Origin of the sequence: Paenarthrobacter sp. TE4293 (assembly GCF_050435325.1) — a bacterium.
In the GTDB taxonomy this organism is placed as follows: domain Bacteria; phylum Actinomycetota; class Actinomycetes; order Actinomycetales; family Micrococcaceae; genus Arthrobacter; species Arthrobacter nitroguajacolicus_C.
Map to the genome: position 1 here is coordinate 166,615 of NZ_JBNJRY010000001.1, position 19,361 is coordinate 185,975.

The following is a 19,361-nucleotide window of genomic DNA, read 5'->3' on the forward strand; positions in this document are numbered from 1 at the left end:
TGAGCCCACACCCGAATTCTTAGCATAGGGACACACGGCAGATGCCGCCGTCCCGCAACCCAGTAAGGTGGTCGAGTGACTTTACCGCTGCACCATGAACACCATGGAACCCCGTTCAAGCTCCGGCTCTTCACCTCCGAGTCGGTCACTGAAGGGCACCCGGACAAGATTTGCGACCAGATCAGCGACTCCATCCTTGATGCGCTGCTGGCCGCAGATCCTGAATCCCGCGTGGCCGTTGAGACCATGGCTACCACTGGCCTGGTGCATGTGGCGGGTGAAGTCACTACCGACGCCTACGTGGAAATTCCACAGATCGTCCGTGAGACCATCCTCGGGATCGGGTACGACTCTTCGGCCAACGGCTTTGACGGCGCCCGCTGTGGCGTTTCGGTGTCCATCGGCCAGCAGTCCAACGACATCGCCGGTGGAGTTTTCAACTCCCTCGAGGCCCGCGAAGGCCGCCAGGAGGATGACTACGACCTCCAGGGCGCAGGCGACCAGGGCATCATGTTCGGCTATGCCAGTGATGAAACAGCCTCATACATGCCGACGCCCATCTGGCTTGCCCACCGCTTGTCCGAACGGCTTACCGAAGTGCGCAAAAACGGCGAGCTGGCTTACCTCCGCCCGGATGGCAAGACCCAGGTTACGGTAGGGTACGACGGCGACCGCCCGGTTTCTGTGGAAACCGTAGTGATCTCGAGCCAGCACGCCGAAGAAGCGAGCCTTGAGCAGCTTCGGGCGGACCTCGCAAGCTACGTCATCGATCCGGTGATGGCGGCCTCGAACCTCGACCTCTCGCGCACGGCTAACATCCTGAACCCTGCCGGTGCCTTCGTCATTGGCGGCCCGGTTGGAGACGCCGGCCTCACGGGACGCAAGATCATCGTCGACACCTATGGCGGGTTCTCCCGGCACGGCGGCGGCGCCTTCTCAGGCAAGGATCCGTCCAAGGTTGACCGTTCGGCTGCCTACGCCATGCGGTGGGTTGCCAAGAACGTGGTGGCCGCCGGACTGGCCAAGCGTGCCGAAATCCAGATTGCCTACGCGATTGGCCAGGCCCGCCCGGTCGGGACGTACGTTGAGACGTTCGGCACGGAGACCGTGGACCCGGCCCGCATCAGCGAGGCCATCGACGAACTCTTCGACCTGCGTCCCCGCGCAATCATCGATGCCCTGGACCTCAAGCGGCCCATCTACGCCAAGACAGCAGCCCACGGACACTTTGGCCGCGACGAGCCCGATTTCACCTGGGAGCGTCTGGACCGCGTTGCCGACCTGAAGGAATATTTCAACGCCTGATCGCTTTGTCGATTTAGCCGGTGCCATCCGGGGTTACTACTTTGTCGGTGGCCCGTGATTGGCTGGTGCCAGTGAGATGCCCGCAGCGGGTTCCATCCTGCTGCGGGCATCTGCGTTGGTGACGCGCAGCGATTTTCCGCTTGATGAGTTGGAGGTGAAGTGCATGGCAGGACCCGAGGCCCAGCCGTCCCTGCTTCAACCCTCGTTGCTGCAAGGCTTCCCGGACCGCCTTCCCGTCAACGGCCCGCCTCTGGCAGAAACGGACCCCGTAGCCCGCGTGGTTCTGGAGTCCTCCCTGCCCCACCTGGACCGGCCTTTCGATTACAGTGTTCCAGCCGTGCTGGCCGAAGCGGCTGCCCCCGGGGTCCGGGTCAAGGTCAAGTTCAACGGCCAGGAACTGAACGGCTACATCACAGAGCGGCGCACGACCTCCGATGCGGCACACCCTTTGACTGCCCTGCACAAAGTCGTCTCGCCGGTAGCTGTCCTTACCCCGGCCATCGCAGAGCTCGCGGCCAGGGTTGCTGCCAGGTACGCCGGAACACTGAGCGATGTCCTTCGGACTGCGATTCCTCCCCGCATCGCCAAGGTGGAGAAGGAGTTGCTGTCCGGAGATTCAGATGAGGCGGTGCTGGACCCGGCGCCGGACAGTGGTGCCCATGCTTGGGCTTCGTACTCCAACGGGGCCCCCTATTTGCAGCACCTCGCCAGTGGCGGTTCGCCGAAGGCTGTCCTCACGGCGCTTCAGGGTTTCGGTCCGGAGGGGTGGCCCGCACTTGTTGCTTCCGCCGTAGCTGCGGTGCGGTCCTCGGGGCGGGGCGCCGTGGTGGTCGTGCCCGACTACCGGGACCTGGAGCAACTGGAAGCCGCCCTGGAGAGGGTCCTGCCGAAGTCCGACGTCGCAAGGCTCACTGCGGACGACGGGCAGACCCCCCGCTACCGGAACTTCCTTCGGCTTCTGAACGGATCCGCCGGGGTTGCTATCGGCACACGGTCAGCTGCTTATGCGCCCGTACGCGACCTTGGTTTGGTGGTGTGTTGGGATGACGGTGACGACCTTCATATTGAGCAACGGGCACCGTACGCACACACTCGGGAAGTTTTGCTGCTGCGTGCCGAGCAGGAGAACGCCGCGTGCCTCATGGCTTCCCACAGCCGCAGCACCGAACTCCAGCGTCTTGTCGAGATGCAGTGGGCCGTACCGATTGAAGCGCCACGAAACGTGGTGCGTTCGACTGTTCCGCGGGTCTTGAACACCGCCGACAGTTTCGAGCAGGAACGGGATCCCCTGGCGCGGATCGCCCGTTTGCCGGGCTCGGCGTGGCGTGCGGCCAAGGAAGGCTTGGAGCGCGGGCCGGTCCTGGTCCAGGTGGCACGCGCCGGATATGCGCCGTCGCTGGTCTGCGAAACGTGCCGGGAACTGGCCCGCTGCAACGCCTGCCAGGGGCCTCTGGCGGTGTCCAGCGGCTCTGCTGTACCTGCGTGCAGGTGGTGCTCCACACCGGCCCCCCAGTGGAGATGCACCCACTGCAACGGAACCCGGCTGCGTCGCGGTGCAGCCGGCGTGATGCGCACCGCAGAGGAATTGGGCCGTGCGTTCCCTGGCAAGGCTGTGGTGACTTCGTCCGGTGAACACATCAAGGCAACAGTTCCCGATACTGCTGCCCTTGTGGTGGCAACCGTGGGAGCCGAGCCGGTGGCTCCCGGGGGCTATGCTGCCGCTCTGCTGTTGGACGGCAACTCGTTGCTCCGGAGGGAAAACCTCCGGGCGGGGGAGGACACTGTCAGGCGGTGGTTCAACGCCGCAGCCTTGGTCAAACCCGCCCGTGAAGGCGGCCTCGTGGTGATCACGGCTGACGATACGGTCGCCACGGGTGCGCTGCTGCGCTGGGACGCGCCGGGTTTCGCATCACGGGAACTGGCTCTGAGGAAGGAACTCCATCTGCCCCCAGCGGTGCGGGTGGCGTCAATTACCGGTACCAGGGCCGACGTCGGGCATTTCGCGGATGCCTTCGAAGCTAGCGCGACGTTGCCGTCGGGCAGCAAGCTCCGTAAGGCCGGTCCTGCGCCGGTCCAGCTTTACCCAGGGGCCTCGCAGGGCGCCTCAAGCGAGGCGGATGAGGACGTCCGGACGTTGTATTTCCTGCCGTACGGCGACGCTGCCGAAGCCACGCGTGCCCTGCGGGCCGTGAAGGCTGCCAGCGCCGCCAAGCGCACGTCGGGTCCGGTACAACTTCGCCTGGACGGCGTGGACGTCCTCTAGGAGAACACTAGGGCCGGCGTTTACGCAGTGCCACGACTTCCTCGGCAGCAGCAAGCAGTTGCCGCGCCGACTCGTCCCAGGTGAATTCGGATGCCCGCTTAACGGACTGACGGGAGCGCTGCTGCCAAAGTGCGTCGTCACCGAGCGCAGCCACAGCACCGGCGAACTCCGTGGGTGATCCGGGGTCGACATAACTGACAGCGTCTCCGCCCACTTCACGGAAGATCGGGATGTCGCTGGCAATGACAGGGGTTCCCAGTGCCATGGCTTCCACCAACGGCAAGCCGTACCCCTCAGCGCGGGAAAGGCTGACCAGGGCAGTTGCCCTGAGCAGCAGTTCGTCGTACTGGGCGTCGGTGACACCGTTGTGGAACTGGACCTTGGCGCCGGTGGGAACCATAGCCTCGAGCTCAGCCTGACGTTGCGGGGTGATCCGGCTGAGCAAGTGCAAGGTGTAATCGTGCAGTCCGGCCATCCCCCGAATCATCGTCTCTACGTTCTTGTACGGCATGAACGAACCCATGTAGAGAAGGGTTTTGTCTGCGCCGGAGCCCGGATCGCGTGGCGACTGACCTGGCTGAGGGGCATTGCCGACTATCCGGACGGGCCGTTTGGTCAGTTTGTATTTGGCCATCAACGCTTCGGTGGTTCGGCTGATGGTGGCCACGATATCCGCGCGGTTCAGCAGGAGACGCTGCGGCCAGTAAGCCTTGTGGTACAGCCTCCACAGCACACGCACGGGTGCGGGCAGGAAGCCAGGGGGTGTCGGGTGCTGGTAGTAAATGAGGTCGTGGAGTGTGAGCACCAGTCCGTACCGGCGGCCGAAGGTGCCCATGGTCTGCATGGGGCACACCACCACATCGGCATTGAGGGGATTGACTTTGCGTGCTACGAAGAGTTCGACGGGTGACAACGGGCTGTTGACCAGCACGTAGGGGACGTCCGGCAGCAGGGCAAGTTGGCGCTTATCGCTGATCAGCATGGTGACGTCGGCGATTTTGGATGTTGCGGCTATGAGGCTTGAACCGTAGCGGCTGATGCCATCGTGGTGGTCCGTCCTGGTAAAGCGGGCGTCGATGACAATTTTCACGCGGGATGTTCCTCCAGGAAGGTGCGGATGGCTTCTGCCGCCGGGACCGGCGTCTCATAGTGGATTAAGTGCCCGACGCCGGGAATGACTTCCAGCCTCGCGTCCGGAAGGCGCTTCATGAGTTTGTACTGGTTGGGAAGGGTGGCGATCTCATCTTTTTCACCGGCCACAAGGAGCACCGGGAGGGTGAGCTGTTCGGCAACCTCAGCCACGTGTCCTGAGACGGATGCCTTGAAGGATTCCAGCAGGCTCTTCCTGTCGGCGAAGGCGCTGAAGTAGGCGTCGTGCTGGCCGTGGATGAAACGGCGCAGGGCTTTGTCCTTGGTTTTGGCCATGGTGATGCTCATGATGCGCACGATCGCCCGATTGCGGAGGATCGCGAGTCCCAAGGGGCGCGGAAGCTTGGCCGACGCCTGGTAGTACAGCACAGCGAGCTTGGTCATGATGCCCTTTGGACCCTCCAGCGCGGGCGCGGCAATGGGGTTGATCAGGATCAGCGGGTAGACGGCGTGTGGGTGCTTCGCTGCAAAGTGGCTGGCGACGATCGAACCGAAGGAGTGGCCCAGCAGGACGGTCTTTGGCCCAAGGCCGAGCTCCGACATGAAGCCGGAAATGAACTGACCGTAGCGTTCAACAGTGTGCTCATCATCAACGAACGGATCGGAGCTTCCGAAGGCCGGCAGGTCCGGCATGATGATGCGCATCTCCGGAAGCTGGTCTGCGACCCGCAGCAGTCCATGGTGGTCGCCCCGGAAGCCATGAATGACCAGGATGGTGCGGGTGGCCGGCGTTTCGTTGACCGGTTCGTACGTCCAGTAGGCCACATTGCTGCCGTCAACCTCCACATCCGAAGCATGAGTCCGCCCTGGCAGGAACTTGCTGAAGAAGTCATCGGGGGCCTTGGCTCCCCGGGGGGAGTGCACAGTGTCCACGTTGTCCATATGCTCTCCCTAGTTCACGTTGTCCGGGTGCGACCCGGTTCTATGGTGCCGTTCGAGTCCGGCCATGCCGTCCATGTCAGCGTCGTCCAGTTCAAAATCGAAGATGGCAAAGTTTTCCTTGATGCGTCCCGCTGAGCTTGCCTTCGGAATCACCAGGTTTCCCAGCTGCAGATGCCATCGCAAAATGACCTGTGCCGGGGTCCGGCGGTACTTTGCTGCCAAGGCCACAATGGCGGGATCCGCCAGGACCTGCCCCCGGCCCAGGGGGCTCCACGCCTCAGTACGTATACCGAGTTGTTCGTGCAGAGTCCGGAGTCGGGTCTGCTGCAGCCAAGGGTGCAGCTCGATTTGGTTGACCGCAGGGACAACTTCGGCCTTTTGCATCAGCTCTTCGAGGTGTCCCGGCTGGAAGTTGGATACGCCGATGGCCCTCACTTTTCCCTCGCGGTAGAGCGTCTCCAAGGCCTTGTAGGTTTCCGCGAACAGACCCCGCCCGGCGCACGGCCAGTGAATCAGGTAGAGGTCAACGTAGTCGAGCCCAAGGTTTGAGATGGACGTGTCGAAGGCGCGAAGGGTGGCGTCGTAGCCGTGGTCATCGTTCCAGACCTTGGTGGTGACGAAGAGGTCTTCCCGTGCAAGGGTGTGAACGGATTCTCCGGAACCGCCCGTTCCCCTGTTGGCTTCCGCGGCATCTCCGACTGCGCCGCCGATGGCTCGTCCGACGCCGACTTCGTTGCCGTACATTGCGGCCGTATCAAAGCGCCGGTACCCCTCGCCCAGGGCTGTGGCTACCAAGGCTTCGGCGTCCTTCGGGGGCACTTTATAGAGTCCGTATCCCAGGCTGTCCATCTGTACGCCGTTGTTCAATGTCTGCCGGGCCGGGAATCTCATATCAATGACTCTACCCATTCCTTGCACGATTGCTTCAGGAGTGGCCATTGAAACTGACCAGGCGTCGTGCGGAGGCTTCGTCCAGAATGAGGTCCGTGGCCAGCCCGGCTGCCAGTGCTCCCTGGAGTCCATTGATCTTGGAGGCACCGGACACCACGCAAATGCGGCGCCTGACTTGCCGCAATTGCTCATGGCTGGGGCCCGTGGACCGTTCGTTGAGGGTGATGCCGTCCGACGATCCGTCGCTGCGGAAAAATACGGTGGCAACGTCGCCCACGACGTCGTCTTCGGCCAGCATGGTGAGGTCGTGTTCGTCGAGATAACCGCCGGCATAGACGTGGCTCGGGTAGTCGGAATCGACGGAGCCAACGCCGAAAATCGCGATGCTCATGCGTGCCTGTAAATCAAGGATGCGCTGAACGCTGCGCTCATTCCACATCGCCGTTTTAGTGGAGGCGTGATCAAAAAATGCGGGCACCGGGAACTGCTCCACCCGCGCTCCATACGCACTGCCGAAACGGCGCATGATGTCGCTGGCGTAGGTAATGCCGGTGGTTTGCATGTTTCCAGCACCGTTGAGCTGGACCACGATGCTGTCGTGCGTCACCTTCCGCGTGAGATGCCGGCTGACCGCGCTCAGCGTCGCGCCCCAGGCCACGCCGATGATGGCGTTCGAGTCCACCAAGGGGCCAATTGTCCGCGCGGCCTGCATGGCTACGCGGTCCAGAGTCTCTGCCTCGTTGAGGGTATCCAGGACCGGTACTACGTGGACGTCCACTCCGTACTGGTTCCGGATCTGGCTTTCCAGCTCCGGGCCGGTGTCGAAGGGGCTGCGAATCTGGACTTGGACCAAGCCTGTTTCCCTGGCCGAGGACAGGAGCCTGGAGACCGTGGATCGGGAGGTCCGCAGCTCACGGGCGATCGCATCCATGGTCAGGTCCTGCAGGTAATACATCTGTGCAGCCCGGAGCGCATCCGAGTGACGTGATCGTGCCATCTCATTTCCTTCCTGCACGTTTGTGCAAATAGCTTGACTCCATTTTCCACCTTCGCAAGATTAGTGGTGAACGGTGCAGCAGCGAGTGGCGCGGCGCACGAACCAAGCCCAAGGGAGCAGTTTTGGGACACAACAGGATTTCCGGTACCTCACAGCACGCACAGCAGCGCGACTCCGTCGTTGCACTGCAGGAGCGGCCCACGGCGAAGGTGCTGATCATCGGCGGTGGCATCAACGGTGTCGGAACGTTCCGCGATCTCGCCCTCCAGGGCGTCGACGTCGCGTTGGTCGAACGCGGTGACTACTGCCAGGGTGCCAGTGGTGCCTCGTCCCACATGATCCACGGTGGCATCCGCTACCTCGAAAACGGCGAGTTCCGCCTGGTCCAGGAGTCCGTGGTGGAGCGCAACCGCCTCCTGCGGATTGCGCCGCACTACGTCAAGCCGCTGCAAACCACCATCCCTATCTTCAGCACTTTCTCCGGGATCCTCTCCGCACCCATGCGGTTCCTCACGCACAAGCAGGGCAAGCCCAAGGAGCGAGGCGCGTTCCTCATCAAGGTGGGGCTGAGCATGTATGACTTCTTCTCCCGGGACGGCGGAAGCGTTCCCCGCCACCAGTTCCGCGGCCGGACCAAGGCCCTGGCCGAATTGCCCAAGCTGCACTCCGGCATCAAGTACGCAGCCACCTACTTCGATGCCTCGGTGCACAACCCGGAACGTTTGACCCTCGATGTCCTGCAGGATGGCGAGAAGGCAGGCCGGGGCGGCGGTCTTCCCGGCGGAACCGCCCGCGCCAGCAACTACGTCTCTCTCGTGTCCATGGGCCCGGAAGGCGTTCTGCTGCGCGATGAACTGACGGGCAAGGAGTTTGAATTCCAGGCCGACGTCATCGTCAACACCACCGGCGCATGGGTGGACCTTACCAACCAGGCGATGGGGGCCGTCAGCAAGTTCATGGGAGGCACCAAAGGGTCCCATATCGTCCTTGACCACCCTGAACTCCTCGCCGCCTGCAACGGCCGGGAAATCTTCTTCGAGCACACCGACGGACGCATCGTGCTCATCTACCCGATGGGCGACCGGGTGCTGGTCGGCACCACCGACGTCGATGCGGACATGTCCGAAGACGCCGTGTGCACGGAAGAAGAGATCGATTACTTCTTCGACCTCGTCGGTCATGTGTTCCCCACCATCAAGGTGGAACGGGACCAGATCGTCTACAGCTTTGCCGGCGTCCGTCCGCTGCCCCGGCACGATGAAACGCAGCCGGGATTCGTCTCCAGGGACTACCGGATCGAGCGCAGCGTCCGCACCGGCGACGCTGCGGTCGCAACGCCGGGCGGTAAGGCCGCCGTCGTCCTCAGCTTGGTGGGCGGCAAGTGGACCACCTTCCGTGCCTTGGCCGAACACATGACCAACGACGTCCTGCGCGAGCTGGGCATGGAACGCAAAGTCTCGACGGCGAAACTCGCCATCGGCGGCGGTGCCGGCTTCCCTGCCACCGAACAGGGCGAACAGGAATGGATCAAGAAGCACATGGGTCCCGGCCTGGACGCTGACCGGGTTGCCGGGCTGCTGACCCGCTATGGAACGCGGGCCGAATCCGTCATCGGGTACCTCAACGCAGGGCAGGACCAGCCATTGCGTTCCACCCGCGAACTCAGCGTCCGCGAGTTGGCCTTCATGGCTGAGCACGAGCAGATCGGGCACCTGGTGGATGTGCTCATCCGCCGGACGTCCCTGGCGTTCCGCGGCCTGGTGACCGGCGAACTGCTGAATGAAATCGCTGCCGCCCTGGCCGGGCCGCTCGGATGGGATGCTGCTGCCCGGGAAGCGGAAATCCGCCACGCACAAGAGGTGTTGCAGCGGTTCCACAAGGTTGACGTGCACAGCCTCGTAGCCTGACACCAAGCAGCGGAAACAGCTTGACCGTCCCGGCGTGCGGCAGGGACGGAATGGGGTAGGTGGGCCCGTCAGGGGATCACCACACCGGGACGGTTCCGGCAACGGAACCGTCCCAAACAGCCTCTTCACCCGCGAGGGGGCTGACAACAGAAAAATGAGGAGTCAAAGATGTCTCTTGGAATTGTTTTCCTTTCCGAAGTATTCGGAACCATGATGCTGACCCTGCTGGGTTGCGGTGTCGTGGCAAACGTTGCGCTCAAAGGCACCAAGGGCAACAACGCTGGATTCTTGATGGTGACGTGGGGCTGGGGTATTGCGGTCTTCGCGGGCGTTTTCGTGGCTGCAAAGTCCGGTGCGCACCTGAACCCGGCAGTGACGTTGGGTCTGCTGGTCAACGGAAAGGGTGAGTACGCCCCGGATGTTGCCGTGACCTTTGGTTCGACCCTGACCTACTTTGGCGGTGAGCTGCTGGGTGCCTTCCTGGGTGCGGTGGTCTGCTGGCTTGCGTACAAGCAGCACTTCGATGAAGAGCCCCTTGCCGCGAACAAGCTGGGAACCTTCTCCACCGGTCCGGCCATCCGGTCCACCCCGTGGAACCTTGTCACCGAAATCATCGGTACCTTCGTGCTGGTTTTCGTCATCCTGACCTTCGGCGGAACCCCTTCGGGCCTCGGCCCGCTGGCGGTAGCGCTGCTTGTTGTTGGTATCGGTGTGTCCCTCGGTGGTCCTACCGGCTACGCCATCAACCCCGCACGTGACCTCGGCCCCCGCATCGCGCACGCTGTCCTCCCCATCAAGGGCAAGGGCAGCAGCGACTGGGCCTACTCCTGGATCCCCGTCGTCGGACCACTGGTCGGCGGCGCGCTGGCAGGGCTCGTGGCCCTGTGGGTTCCTGACATCATGCCCGCACTTGCCGGCTGAACCACACGCACCCAACCGCACAACCCCACACCACCGAGTAGTTAACAAACCGAGTAGTTAACAAACAGACAAGGACGTCACCATGAATCAATACGTCATCGCCATCGACCAGGGCACCACCAGCTCCCGCGCCATCGTTTTTGACCACTCCGGCAACATCGTCTCCACCGGTCAGATGGAACACGAGCAGATCTTCCCGCAGGCAGGGTGGGTCGAGCACAACCCCGCCGAAATCTGGAACAACACCCGTGAGGTCATTGCCTCCGCACTGTCCAAGGCGAACCTGACGAGGCACGATATCGCCGCCGTCGGCATCACCAACCAGCGCGAAACGGCAGTGGTGTGGGACAAGAACACCGGCGAAGCGGTTTACAACGCCATCGTCTGGCAGGACACCCGGACCCAGCCGATCGTCGATGAGTTGGCCCAGGACGGTGGACTCGAACGCTTTAAGCAAAAGGTCGGCCTGCCCTTGGCCACCTACTTCTCCGGCACCAAGATCAAGTGGATCCTGGACAACGTCGAAGGCGCCCGTGAACGCGCGGAAGCCGGAGACCTCCTGTTCGGCAACACCGACGCCTGGGTTCTGTGGAACCTGACCGGGGGAGTGGACGGCGGCGTGCACGTCACTGACGTTACCAACGCTTCGCGCACCCTGTTCATGGACCTCGAAACGCTCCAATGGGATCAGGAGATCCTGGACGTCTTCGGTGTTCCGTCCTCGATGATGCCCACCATCAAGTCCTCCTCCGAGGTCTATGGCCAGGTCCACACATCGCAGCTTCTCCGCGAAACTCCGGTGGCCGGCATCCTGGGCGACCAGCAGGCGGCAACCTTTGGCCAGGCAGCGTTCCAAGCCGGCGAGGCCAAGAACACCTATGGCACGGGCTGCTTCCTGATCTTCAACACGGGCGAGGAGATTGTCCACTCCAAGAACGGGCTCCTCACCACGCTGGGATACAAGTTGGGGGACGCCAAGCCGCACTACGCCCTTGAGGGCTCCATCGCGGTGACGGGTTCCTTGATCCAGTGGCTCCGTGACAACCTGGGCATGATCAGCTCCGCCCCGGAGGTCGAGGAACTGGCTGCCGGCGTTAAGGACAACGGCGGCGTCTACATCGTTCCGGCCTTCTCCGGCCTGTTCGCACCGTACTGGCGTGCGGACGCCCGCGGCGCCATCGTCGGCCTGACCCGCTTCGCCAACAAGGGCCATATCGCCCGCGCGGCACTGGAAGCCACGGCATTCCAGACGCGCGAGGTGCTGGACGCCGTCAACGCGGACTCGGGAGTTCCGCTCACGGAGTTGAAGGTCGACGGCGGCATGGTCGCCAACGAAGCACTCATGCAGTTCCAGGCCGACATCCTGGGCGTACCGGTGGTCCGTCCGAAGGTCGTGGAAACCACGGCCCTTGGTGCTGCCTACGCGGCGGGCCTGGCTGTCGGATTCTGGAAGGACCTGGGCGAGCTCAGCGCCAACTGGAACGAGGACAAGCGCTGGGAACCGCAGTTGCCGGCAGAGGAGCAGGAGCGTCAGTTGCGGCTCTGGAAGAAGGCTGTGACAAAGTCCATGGACTGGGTCGACGAAGATGTGAAGTAGGTCTTCCCTCGACAGAGGTTCCGGGGACTCCCGCCCGCCCGCTTCGCGGTGCCCACCACACCATGGCGCGGAGTCCCCGGAACCTCTTCGGCGTACCGACGTCATGCACCCAGCCCACGGGTTTGGTGGGGTAAGGTATTGGTATGCGTGCGATCCTTCTGCTTAGCTAGCCGCCCGGCTTTTATTAGCCGAGCGGCCGCCCCTCCATTGTTGAGGGGCTTTTGTGTGTCCGGGGCTATCCGGGACCGCAGTAGGAGGTAAAACCGCCATCGAAGAACAGAAGAGGGCAGCAGTGAGCGTTCAGCCGGAGACAGAGACCGGAACAGCACAGACAGCCGCAGCCGAAGCGCCTGAAGAGGGCGTCTACAGCTTCGCTGCGATGGAAGCCAAGTGGCCGCAGGTCTGGGAAGACCTTAAAGTCTTCACGCCTGTCGACGACGGTTCGCGGGAGCGCCGCTATGTGCTGGACATGTTCCCCTACCCTTCGGGCGACCTTCACATGGGCCACGCCGAAGCGTTTGCCATGGGCGACGTCGTGGCACGGTACCTGCGCCAAAAGGGCTTTGATGTCCTGCACCCCATCGGCTGGGACTCCTTTGGCCTGCCCGCTGAAAACGCCGCCATCAAGCGCAACGCGCATCCGAGCGAGTGGACCTACGCGAACATCGAGACGCAGGCTGCGTCATTCAAGCGCTATGCCATTTCCGCGGACTGGTCACGGCGCATTCACACCTCGGACCCCGAGTACTACCGGTGGACCCAGTGGCTGTTCAAGCGCTTCTACGAGCGTGGCCTGGCCTACCGCAAGGACTCGCCCGTCAACTGGTGCCCAAAGGACCTCACCGTACTCGCGAACGAGCAAGTGGTCAACGGTGCATGTGAGCGCTGTGGCACGCCTGTCACCAAGAAGTCCCTGAACCAGTGGTACTTCAAGATCACCGACTACGCCGACCGCCTGCTGGACGATATGGACCAGCTCCAAGGTCACTGGCCTGAACGTGTCCTGGCTATGCAGCGCAACTGGATCGGGCGCTCCGAAGGCGCCCACGTGCGTTTCGTCATCGAAGCCACGGAGGACCGTTCCGAACGCGAAGTTACCGTGTTCACCACGCGCCCGGACACCCTTTACGGTGCAACGTTCTTTGTCGTTGCAGCAGATGCGCATTTGGCGTTGGACCTGGTGACCCCGGAACAGCACGATGAACTGATGGCGTACCGCGAGAAGGTCAAGGCCCTCTCTGAAATTGAGCGCCAGTCCACCGATCGTGAGAAGACCGGTGTGTTCACCGGCCGCTACGCCATCAACCCGCTCAATGGCGAGAAGCTTCCAGTATGGGCCGCTGACTACGTGCTGGCCGACTACGGCACGGGTGCCATCATGGCTGTGCCTGCGCACGACCAGCGTGACCTTGACTTCGCAAAGGCGTTCGATCTGCCCGTCCGGACAGTTTTGGAAACCGGTGCCGAAGACCCCGCAGAAACCGGCGTAGCAACTGCCGGCGAAGGCACACTGAAGAACTCCGGCGACCTCGACGGCCTGTCAAAGTCCGAGGGAATTCCTGCCGCGATCGAGATCCTCGAGAAGCTCGGAACCGGCGAGAAATTCGTCAACTTCCGTTTGCGGGACTGGCTGCTGAGCCGTCAGCGTTTCTGGGGTGCGCCCATCCCCATCATCCACTGCGGTGAATGCGGCGAGGTGCCCGTGCCCGATGACCAGCTGCCCGTCAGGCTGCCGGATAACCTGCGCGGTGAGGCCTTGTCGCCGAAGGGAACCTCCCCGTTGGCAGCGGCCGTCGAGTGGGTCAACGTTGAGTGCCCCAATTGTGGTCGGGCCGCACAGCGCGATACAGACACCATGGACACCTTCGTGGACTCGTCCTGGTACTTCCTGCGCTTCGTGTCGCCGGACTACACCGAAGGTCCATTCGATCCTGAGAAGATCAACAACTGGATGCCGGTCGGCCAGTATGTAGGCGGTGTGGAGCACGCCATCCTGCACCTGCTCTACGCCCGCTTCTTCACCAAGGTCATCAAGGACATTGGCCTGATCGAAGCCAACGAACCGTTCTCGGCGCTGCTCAACCAGGGCCAGGTGCTCAACGGCGGCAAAGCCATGAGCAAATCCCTCGGTAACGGTGTGGACCTGGGCGAGCAATTGGACAAGTTCGGTGTCGACGCCGTCCGCCTCACCATGGTCTTTGCCTCCCCTCCGGAAGACGACGTCGACTGGGCGGACGTTTCGCCGTCGGGTTCTGCCAAGTTCCTGGCCCGCGCATGGCGCCTCGGCCAGGATGTCAGCAGCGAACCTGGCGTCGACCCGTCCGGCGGCGACCGCGCACTGCGCACCGTCACCCACAAGACCATTGCCGACGCCGCTGAATTGTTGGACAACAACAAGTTCAACGTCGTGGTGGCCCGCCTCATGGAGCTGGTCAACGCGACCCGCAAGACCATCGACTCGGGTGCAGGTGCGGCAGATCCCGCTGTTCGTGAGGCAGCGGAGGCCGTGGCTGTCATCCTGAGCTTGTTTGCCCCCTACACGGCAGAGGACCTCTGGAACGCCCTGGGCCACCCTGCCTCCGTGGCCAACGCCGGATGGCCGAAACACGACGACGCGCTGCTGGTGCAGGACACCGTCACCGCCGTCGTCCAGGTCCAAGGCAAGGTTCGCGATCGTCTGGAAGTCTCGCCCGACATCACTGAGGACGCCTTGCGCGAGCTCGCCCTGGCCTCGGAAAATGTCCAGCGTGCCCTGGACGGCCGCGGCATCCGCACCGTGATCGTGCGGGCACCTAAACTGGTGAACATCGTCCCTGCCTAGCAGGGATGGTTCGGCCGCCGGCACTCTGCCGGCGGCCAGCCATCATCTTTGGAGGTTGCGTGCCTGAGCGAGAACCACCCGCATGGATATGGCTCAAGGAAAGGGTTGCGCGTCTCAGGCAGCCCACCGCGACGGTTCCTGTCGCCGACGTGCCGCTGGCCGCCGTCGTAAAAACCGCGGTCGTCACCGATTCCGCCGCTGCACTGCCGCCGGACTGGGTGTCAGCTTTTACCGCCGACGGCCGCCTCGCTGTTGTTCCCATGCCTGTCATGGTCGGTAGTGAAATCTACGGTGAGGGTGAAGACGACATCACGCAGACTTTGTCACTCGCTTTGGCCTCTGGAGCCGCGGTGAAGACGTCCCGTCCTTCGCCTGGGCAATTCGAACAGGCGTATCTTGCTGCCCAGCGCCGGGGTTTCGATTCCGTGGTGTCCATCCACATATCGTCCGAACTGTCCGGAACCGCGGATGCCGCCCGACTGGCTGCCGCGCGCGTCAGCATCCCGGTTGATGTCGTGGACTCCCGCACGGTAGGCATGGCGCAGGGCATGGGAGTCCAGAGCGCTGTGGTAGCCGCCGCCGATGGGCAGGATGCGGCAGAAGTCCGCGGTTTCGCCGAACGGCGCATGGAGCGCACCAAGGTCTACTTCTACGTGCCCAGCCTGGAGCAACTGCGCCGTGGTGGGCGTATCGGTGCCGCAGCGTCCCTGTTGGGTACAGTCCTCGCCATCAAGCCCATCCTTGCGGTCGACGGCGGCAGGATCGTTCCGCTGGAAAAGGTTAGGTCGGCAGTGCGCGCTGTGGCTCGCTTGGAGGAGATCGTTGCAGCGGATGTTGCTTCCCGCCCCGCCGGACAGCAACGCTTGGCAGTTCACCACTTTGGCAACCAGATGGAGGCCGAAGCACTGGCCGCCCGGCTGAACGAGAAATGCCCCGACTGCCCGCCGCCCCAAATCAGTGCCTTGCCTGCCGTTCTGGCGGCTCATGCCGGCCTGGGGGTTCTGGCTGTCATTGTGGGGGAGAGCAGCACGCCAACGGACTGACCCCTGGTCGTCTTATCCACATAGGGCACCGCGTCTCCGTCTTTGCCGTGCCGGCAAGCCTAGGCTCGTTGTATGCCACGCCTGAGCCGGGACGCGTCCCCAGATGCTGCAGCGCAGGCAGTCCGGCAGCGTCTTGCCTCGCGAATGACCGTGGACACCCAGACCGTGCCGCTGTTGGAGTTGCCAGCGCAAGACACTCCTGGTGCAGCCGGCGACGAAATGACCGGCGCCCACGTTCGCGCTGCCCGGCTTCGGTGGCGGACCCCTTGGCGGGTAGCAGTACTCATCGCCGTCGTAGCGGCAAGTCTTATTGCCTGGCACTTGGTGCAGTCGTCACTGGGCCAGCCAACGTCGGAACCGTTGGATCCTGCGGCATCGGGTGGTCCCGTGGTTCCGGATTCGCCAGGCCCGCCGGAGCCGGCGGGCACGCAGGCTGAAGGGAGCCTGCTTGTCCATGTAGCGGGGGCTGTACAGAAGCCCGGTGTCGTTTCCCTGCCGCCTGGCAGCCGCGTCTTTCAGGCCATTGATGCGGCCGGCGGTGCAGCGCCGAATGCTGAACTCGGTGGGCTGAACCTTGCCGAGGTGCTCAGCGACGGCGTCAAAATCCTCGTTCCGGTCGTGGGACAGGCGCCGCAGCCCGCCCCGTCCGCGCTTGCCGGCAGTGGTGCTGGTCCCGGCAACTCGCGTGGTGGTGCAACGAAGGTCAACATCAACACAGCTTCTCTGGAAGAGCTGGGGACTTTGCCTCGCGTGGGGCCCGTGACTGCCCAGCGCATTCTCGACTGGAGGAAAGAGCATGGACCCTTCGCGTCGGTGGATGAACTGGACGCCATTGACGGAATAGGACCCAAGCTCATGGAGTCCCTGAAGGACCTGGTGACGGTGCAGGGTGGCTGAGCCCCTGGGCGGTCCGGAAACGGCAAAGCGCCTGGACCTGAGGCTCGTTCCTGTTGTGATGGTGACGTGGTCCGCAGCGCTGGTGGGTGGCTTCATTGACGCGGTCTGGTCCGCTCTGTTGGCGGGCGCATTGGGCTTGATGGGCACTGCGTTCCTTGTTGTTGGTCGCCGCCGGAGACCGTCCGGAGTAAGGGCCAGGACACTGTTCGCGACCCTCGCCCTCGCTTGTGTCCTGGGGGCCGCTGTTGCGGTTCACTGCGCTGTCACTGCCGGAAACCGTGAGAATGGGCCCCTGTCCCAAGCGCTTGCCGCTGATGAGGGAGTTGTCATCCATATCCTCGTCACGGGCAGTCCGACGCCCGCGCCCGCACCGGGGCATTCAAGTGACGAGAGATGGATTGTTACTGCGAGCCTGATCGACCTCACGTCCAAGGGAAGCGAGGTGCGTGGACGTGCTGACATCGTGGTGACCGGTGGCGCTGGCTGGCAGAAGGTGCGTGCGGGGCAGAGCGTCAGAACAACCGGAACGCTGAACCAGGTACGGGATGGGCAATCTGAATCTGCGCTTCTGAGCGCCTCCTCTGATCCCATCGTTACGGGGACAGGGTTCGATGTCCGACAAACTGCGGCCGACATACGGAAAAGGTTCGTGTCGGCTGCTGAGTGGCTGCCTCCGGACGCGGCCGGGCTGCTCCCTGGAATGGTGACAGGAGACACCAGCGCGCTGCCGGAAAGCCTGGAAACAGCAATGAAGACCACCGGAATGACACACCTGACCGCGGTTTCGGGGGCCAATTGCAGCTTAATTCTGGGTGGCTTCATCGTGATGGCGCGGTATTTCCGGTGGGCGCGCCCGGCTGCTGGGGCTTTCGCAGCGTGCGGGCTGGTGTCGTTCGTCATCATGGTTGGGCCGGATCCAAGTGTCTTACGGGCTGCGGTCATGGGGACGGTGGGGTTGGTTGCCCTGACGGGTGGGTTGCGCGGACGGTCCCTGACCTTCCTTTGCCTTGCCACAACCGTCCTGCTGCTGCTGGACCCGGCCATGGCGGCCAACGTGGGGTTTCTCCTCTCGGTCCTGGCGACCCTCGGAATTGTGCTGCTTGCGACCCGTATGGCGTCGTGGATCCCTGCCTGGGTCCCTCGGTGGTTGGCGGCAGGGGTTGCCGTGCCGTTGTCGGCGCAGTTGCTGTGTGGCCCGGTGATCGTGGCACTTCAGCCTCAGTTCACATCGTTCGCGCTCATTGCCAACGTGGTGGCAGGTCCGTTGGTCGCGCCGATAACGGTTTTCGGGACGATCGCGGTGCCTCTGGCCACACTTCTTCCTTGGCTCGCCGTGGTGCCCGTCGCTGTTGCCGGGACCTGTGCTGGGTTGGTCGCGGCGGTGGCGCAGCTTTTTGCCGGCTTGCCAGGCGCTGCTCTGCCGTGGGCAGAGGGGCCGGTTGGAATAGTGGCCATGGTGCTCTCATCCTTGGTGACCCTGCTGGCCGTCTGGATGGCGCTGCACCCTGCGCATGTGATGCGTCACGTCATGAGACTGCACGGTGCTGTGATGGTGCTCTTGGAACGCTGTGTGTCGCGCAGACATGGCAGACTTGAATCCTGCAAAGAAACGTCCGGAAGGAACCACCTGTGGCTGCTGCCCATAACACCCGGGCCAAGAGCGTCGCGGCGAACGCCGTCAGTTGGCGGGATGCCGCACCGGCCTCCGTCGTCCTGATCATGGGCCCGGAAGAGTATCTCGGTATCCGCGCCATGGATGGCATCCGTACCCTGGTGCGAAGCACCACCCCTGACGTCGAGCTCAGTCGGCTGAACGCAGGCTCCTACGAGGCCGGGTCCCTGGCGATGACTGTCACGCCGTCCCTCTTCGGCGAAGGCAAGCTTATTGAGGTCGAAGGCCTTGAAGCCATGAATGATGCTTTCTTGGCCGACGGGCTGGCCTATCTCCAGCATCCGGACCAGGACGTAGTCCTCGTTCTGCGCCATGCCGGGGGAGTTCGTGGCAAAAAGCTGCTTGATGCGGTGAAGTCCGCCGGCTGGCCGGTCATTGATTGCCAACCGTTGAAGAAGGACTCGGACAAGACCGCCTTTGTTGTTTCCGAGTTCAGGGCCGGTGGGCGTCGCATTGAAGGTGAAGCGGTCCAGGCTTTGGTCAATGCAGTGGGTGCCAATCTGTCCGAGCTCGCTGCAGCGTGCAACCAACTGATCGCAGATGCCACCACCGCTGTCACCGCGGAGACCGTTGAGCGCTACTACGGTGGCCGAGTGGAAGCTACAGCTTTCAAAGTGGCGGATGCTGCCATGGCCGGTAACGGACCCGTGGCACTGTCCACGCTGAGGCACGCCCTGGCCACCGGCGTCGATCCTGTTCCCTTGGTCGCGGCACTGGCGGCCAAGCTACGGACCTTGGCCAAAGTTGCAGGAGCCAATGGTTCCCCAGCCACCATTGCCAAGAACCTGGGAATGCAGCCGTGGCTGGTTGAGCAGGCACAGCGGGATGTCCGGCGCTGGACCCCCGAGGGCCTGATCCGCTCCATTCAGGTCATCGCAGAAGCGGACGCCCAAGTGAAGGGGGAGTCGCGGGACCCGGTCTACGCCGTGGAGCATGCCGTCACCGTCATTGCCACGTCAGCCAGTCGCCGCTGAAGCCGATCGACGCTGAAACAGCCGCTTAAACCCAAAGGCCGG

General features: G+C 63.3%; 14 protein-coding genes. 10 read left to right on the forward strand and 4 right to left on the reverse strand.

The annotated features are described in order from the left end of the window. Positions 1-75: 75 nt before the first annotated feature. Together metK and QF015_RS00840 are read left to right on the forward strand one after the other, a co-directional pair. On the forward strand, positions 76-1,305 hold the full coding sequence (metK, locus tag QF015_RS00835; protein ID WP_429386256.1) for a methionine adenosyltransferase: 1,230 nt from the start codon (positions 76-78) through the stop codon (positions 1,303-1,305). A 163-nt stretch (positions 1,306-1,468) separates the two neighbouring features. After that, entirely contained in the window at positions 1,469-3,568 is a 2,100-nt protein-coding gene (locus QF015_RS00840) for a primosomal protein N' (protein ID WP_310204492.1), read from the forward strand. A gap of 7 nt (positions 3,569-3,575) precedes the next feature. Here the strand turns inward: QF015_RS00840 and QF015_RS00845 are convergent, their stop codons facing one another. Genes QF015_RS00845 through QF015_RS00860 form a run of 4 tightly spaced genes read right to left on the reverse strand, consistent with a single transcriptional unit; the run spans position 3,576 to position 7,487 of the window. Then, positions 3,576-4,658, reverse strand: a complete 1,083-nt coding sequence (locus tag QF015_RS00845; RefSeq protein WP_310204496.1) for a glycosyltransferase family 4 protein — start codon at positions 4,656-4,658, stop codon at positions 3,576-3,578. Continuing rightward, on the reverse strand, positions 4,655-5,599 hold the full coding sequence (locus QF015_RS00850) for an alpha/beta fold hydrolase (protein WP_429386260.1): 945 nt from the start codon (positions 5,597-5,599) through the stop codon (positions 4,655-4,657). Before QF015_RS00850 ends, QF015_RS00845 begins: the two co-directional genes overlap by 4 nt. 9 nt (positions 5,600-5,608) lie before the next feature. Continuing rightward, complete coding sequence (locus tag QF015_RS00855; RefSeq protein WP_429386263.1) at positions 5,609-6,490, reverse strand: aldo/keto reductase; 882 nt, start codon at positions 6,488-6,490, stop codon at positions 5,609-5,611. A 34-nt stretch (positions 6,491-6,524) separates the two neighbouring features. Continuing rightward, positions 6,525-7,487: a sugar-binding transcriptional regulator gene (locus QF015_RS00860; protein ID WP_310204505.1), complete on the reverse strand. Its 963-nt coding sequence runs from the start codon at positions 7,485-7,487 to the stop codon at positions 6,525-6,527. Between the two features lie 122 nt (positions 7,488-7,609). On the opposite strand from QF015_RS00860, the gene QF015_RS00865 reads away from it, so the two are divergent. From QF015_RS00865 to holA, 8 genes are all read left to right on the forward strand, one after another. Beyond that, entirely contained in the window at positions 7,610-9,394 is a 1,785-nt protein-coding gene (locus QF015_RS00865; protein ID WP_310204508.1) for a glycerol-3-phosphate dehydrogenase/oxidase, read from the forward strand. Positions 9,395-9,562: 168 nt separating this feature from the next. Further along, the gene (locus tag QF015_RS00870; protein WP_310204511.1) at positions 9,563-10,315 is read left to right on the forward strand and encodes an MIP/aquaporin family protein; all 753 of its coding nucleotides are present in this window, start codon (positions 9,563-9,565) and stop codon (positions 10,313-10,315) included. 82 nt (positions 10,316-10,397) lie between these two features. Continuing rightward, entirely contained in the window at positions 10,398-11,912 is a 1,515-nt protein-coding gene (gene glpK / locus QF015_RS00875) for a glycerol kinase GlpK (protein WP_429386268.1), read from the forward strand. A 292-nt stretch (positions 11,913-12,204) separates the two neighbouring features. Beyond that, positions 12,205-14,733, forward strand: coding sequence for a leucine--tRNA ligase (gene leuS, locus QF015_RS00880; protein ID WP_310204517.1), 2,529 nt, complete (start codon positions 12,205-12,207; stop codon positions 14,731-14,733). Positions 14,734-14,738: 5 nt separating this feature from the next. Further along, the gene (locus tag QF015_RS00885; RefSeq protein WP_310204519.1) at positions 14,739-15,776 is read left to right on the forward strand and encodes a DegV family protein; all 1,038 of its coding nucleotides are present in this window, start codon (positions 14,739-14,741) and stop codon (positions 15,774-15,776) included. Between the two features lie 72 nt (positions 15,777-15,848). Next, on the forward strand, positions 15,849-16,673 hold the full coding sequence (locus QF015_RS00890) for a helix-hairpin-helix domain-containing protein (protein WP_310204521.1): 825 nt from the start codon (positions 15,849-15,851) through the stop codon (positions 16,671-16,673). Further along, the gene (locus QF015_RS00895; RefSeq protein WP_429386273.1) at positions 16,666-18,390 is read left to right on the forward strand and encodes a ComEC/Rec2 family competence protein; all 1,725 of its coding nucleotides are present in this window, start codon (positions 16,666-16,668) and stop codon (positions 18,388-18,390) included. The genes QF015_RS00890 and QF015_RS00895 overlap by 8 nt, the downstream gene beginning before the upstream one ends. After that, positions 18,303-19,319 carry a DNA polymerase III subunit delta gene (gene holA / locus QF015_RS00900; RefSeq protein ID WP_429386276.1) on the forward strand — a complete coding sequence of 339 codons (1,017 nt, stop codon included), beginning with the start codon at positions 18,303-18,305 and terminating at the stop codon, positions 19,317-19,319. The genes QF015_RS00895 and holA overlap by 88 nt, the downstream gene beginning before the upstream one ends. Positions 19,320-19,361: the final 42 nt, after the last annotated feature.

Coding starts and splice junctions, on each gene's coding strand:
- QF015_RS00855 (WP_429386263.1), bottom strand. CDS start 6,490: ATGAGATTCCCGGCCCGGCAGACATTGAACAACGGCGTACAGATGGAC.
- QF015_RS00885 (WP_310204519.1), top strand. CDS start 14,739: ATGGTTCGGCCGCCGGCACTCTGCCGGCGGCCAGCCATCATCTTTGGA.
- QF015_RS00840 (WP_310204492.1), top strand. CDS start 1,469: ATGGCAGGACCCGAGGCCCAGCCGTCCCTGCTTCAACCCTCGTTGCTG.
- QF015_RS00870 (WP_310204511.1), top strand. CDS start 9,563: ATGTCTCTTGGAATTGTTTTCCTTTCCGAAGTATTCGGAACCATGATG.
- glpK (WP_429386268.1), top strand. CDS start 10,398: ATGAATCAATACGTCATCGCCATCGACCAGGGCACCACCAGCTCCCGC.
- QF015_RS00890 (WP_310204521.1), top strand. CDS start 15,849: ATGCCACGCCTGAGCCGGGACGCGTCCCCAGATGCTGCAGCGCAGGCA.
- QF015_RS00850 (WP_429386260.1), bottom strand. CDS start 5,599: ATGGACAACGTGGACACTGTGCACTCCCCCCGGGGAGCCAAGGCCCCC.
- QF015_RS00860 (WP_310204505.1), bottom strand. CDS start 7,487: ATGGCACGATCACGTCACTCGGATGCGCTCCGGGCTGCACAGATGTAT.